Source organism: Endozoicomonas sp. SESOKO3, assembly GCF_024606255.1.
The window spans coordinates 1-2,712 of the sequence record NZ_JAHHPR010000269.1 but is presented as its reverse complement, the minus strand read 5'-3'; the positions used below and the strand labels follow the sequence as shown (position 1 = coordinate 2,712).

3 protein-coding genes are annotated in these 2,712 nt (G+C 45.1%); 1 reads left to right on the top strand and 2 read right to left on the bottom strand.

What is annotated here, in order from left to right; genetic code table 11:
• The first annotated feature begins 194 nt into the window (after positions 1-194).
• Positions 195-1,547 (top strand): hypothetical protein, encoded by a 1,353-nt coding sequence (locus KDK18_RS04865; protein WP_257253606.1) that lies wholly within the window; start codon positions 195-197, stop codon positions 1,545-1,547.
• A gap of 18 nt (positions 1,548-1,565) precedes the next feature.
• On the opposite strand, the gene deoC is transcribed toward KDK18_RS04865, so the two are convergent.
• Positions 1,566-2,330 (bottom strand): deoxyribose-phosphate aldolase, encoded by a 765-nt coding sequence (deoC, locus tag KDK18_RS04860; RefSeq protein ID WP_373691146.1) that lies wholly within the window; start codon positions 2,328-2,330, stop codon positions 1,566-1,568.
• A gap of 126 nt (positions 2,331-2,456) precedes the next feature.
• The gene (locus KDK18_RS04855) at positions 2,457-2,627 is read right to left on the bottom strand and encodes a hypothetical protein (protein ID WP_257253605.1); all 171 of its coding nucleotides are present in this window, start codon (positions 2,625-2,627) and stop codon (positions 2,457-2,459) included.
• Positions 2,628-2,712: the final 85 nt, after the last annotated feature.

The window sequence follows — 2,712 nt, the reverse complement described above, 5'->3', positions numbered from 1 at the left end:
CTTATGTTGGGAGAATCTCTCCTTTTGCTCTCAACCCGAATACGACCCATCTTATATTTGCCATGAACCATGAAACTGAGCAAGTCAAAAAAATGGATGAATCGGAGGGAGCACGAGCACAGCAGCTTCAGCCTTTAATAGACACTCCACTCCCACCAATGACCCGTGTACAGGTTGCTGCCATTATTCAGGGGTTGAATACAGGCATTGATGAAGAAATCTTAAACACTATGTTGAGCTATGTCCCGGCAAAGCCTCCCGAAGAAAGCCTGACCATTCTTGGTATGATTGATACAGTGAAACTAATTCTCAATATTAAGATTGACAAAGACCAGAAAAAGTTGATGGAAGTTCTATATTCAATTCAGGGTACCGAATCTCCTATCGATATGGCCAATCCACAGCACCAACGGAGCCTCGCGAAGTTGATGGTGAGTTACTATACAGCCATCCATTGCAAGGGAACCCCCCTTAAAGCAAATAGTTTCTTTTTTCTCTCATTCCTGCTTGATGCTACTCATTTGTCTGGTATCGAGAGACTCTATGCCAAAAAAGGTGACCTTTTTGGTGTAAAAGAACCCATACAAGATCTCAACGTTTTAAAAGCAAATATTAAAGAAACTGCTACAGTCTTCTCTGACCTGATGCTGTTGGAAGAAATGCGCCTTGAGTTTTTGTTGCGAAAAATGGAGGACCCCTTTGAAACTGAAAAATACGGGGCATCATTCGATGCAATGCTATTAGCCTCTTCCTCTCTACTCAACTACTACGTTAATGATTTCGGAATGCCGGTTTGTCTGCGTAATATAAAATCAGATAAACGAATGTTAAGGCTAATAAAAGAATACGGTGAAAAAAAACCTGAATTAGTTGTTTGGAATAGTCTTTTCGTGAGTTTCATTGATACCTTAAGCCTGATGCTTGATCCTTTTGTTATACAACTCGCAAATACACACATTGACAACATGTCGAGTTATTTTAGCCGCTCAAATTGGGATCAAACCATTCCTGACTTTACCGGTAAAGAAGCCAAAGAACAGAAATTATTTGAAATATTTAAAAAGGTGGTAACCGACGCAAAAGATAACCCGGGAAATGAACATCCTGAATTATTTCAAGAATTGCTTATAGCCATAGAAAAATACATGTCATATCAATTACAAAAAACTTTTACTGATCAAAATGATTACCAAGTCATACTGGTAACCCTCTGCATAGGATTTGAGGACCTGCTGGAACAATCACGCAAGACGCTATTATACCTTGAGGCAGGTGCTGTACTCCTTGAGGCAGGTGCTGTCATCAATGCCAATCAGCAGGCTGATGGAGCCAAACATGACAAGACCACAGGGGGAGATGATGAAAAAGAGTTCGACAAAGAAGACAGGCTGAGAAAACACCTGGATGAACGTATATACGACTTGCGAGCTTTCGTCAACTTGCTCATGTCTAAATATGCTTTTGCCATGGAGACGCCTTACAGTTCTGAAAGCAGTGATACTGACAGCAGCGCCTCTGATATGCTTGATTCCTTCAGAGAAGAGTAGCCTGGACGGAGTTTGTTTTTAATCGTCTTCCTGTTCTTTCAGACCAAGCGCCAACAGCAGGCCTCCCAGCAAGCTGCTAGCTCCGAAGCGGTAGTGATTTCGGTCGATCCATTTCTGCCCCATAATGTCAGCGGCAATCTTCAGGTGTTCTGCAGCGTCTTGTGCTGTTCGAATGCCACCCGAGGGCTTAAAGCCTACGTTCTGCTTGCCACTGTCTCGAATGGCTTCCAGCACGATGCGGGCAGATTCGAGTGTAGCGTTGACAGGCACTTTGCCGGTAGAGGTTTTGATAAAGTCGGCACCGGCTTCAATGCAGATATCACTGGCTCGACGAATCAGAGCAGGGTCTTTCAGTTCACCGGTCTCAATGATCACCTTGAGCACCACCTTGTTTGCGCAAACTTCTTTACAGCGGCGAACCAGCTCAACTCCAGCGGCTTCGTCACCCGCCATGAAAGCCCGATAGGGAAAAACAACATCCACTTCATCCGCACCATAAACGACAGCTGCTCGAGTTTCTGTGACCGCCAGTTCAATATCATCACCGCCCTCTGGAAAGTTACTCACAGTGGCCACTGTCACGTCGTTCAGATCCAGTTCTTTCAGGGTCTTTTTAGCGATGGGGACAAATCTTGGGTAAATACAAACTGCGGCGATATTGCCTGCCGGCGTCTTGGCTTTTTGGCAGAGATCAATAATCACTTCCGGCGTATCATTGTCGTTGAGGGAAGTGAGATCCATCAGTTTCAGAGCCAGACGACTGCTGGCAGTGAGATCGTTCACGGATTGGTCCTCTGGCTCAAAAGAGCTTTAACGGCGACATAAAAGAATAGAAAAGTGCCTGGAGCCTGCCGTAGTTTATCTTCGAATGCGCGTAATATCACCACCGAAATCAGGCAGGGAAGAATCTCAGAAACAAAAAAACCCCTGCACCAGAGTCGCAGAGGCATTTTTTGCCAGCTCAAGGCTGTTTTGCTGATCATCCACCTGAGTCTGCAGCGCGGACTGCGAACTCAACACTTCTTGCCGGAGTCTCTGTATTGCAGGAACAGGCAACAGTGCAATACATTTCTCCCTCATAATCATGAAGTCGCCCGAAGTGAAGTGGCTATCCTAGCAGCCTGTCGGACTTAAGGCTGTCCTACTGCGGTTGCAATAAATTGGT

Bases quoted from the DNA above. Each gene is read 5' to 3' on its own strand.
- KDK18_RS04855 (WP_257253605.1), bottom strand. From the start codon at position 2,627: ATGAGGGAGAAATGTATTGCACTGTTGCCTGTTCCTGCAATACAGAGA.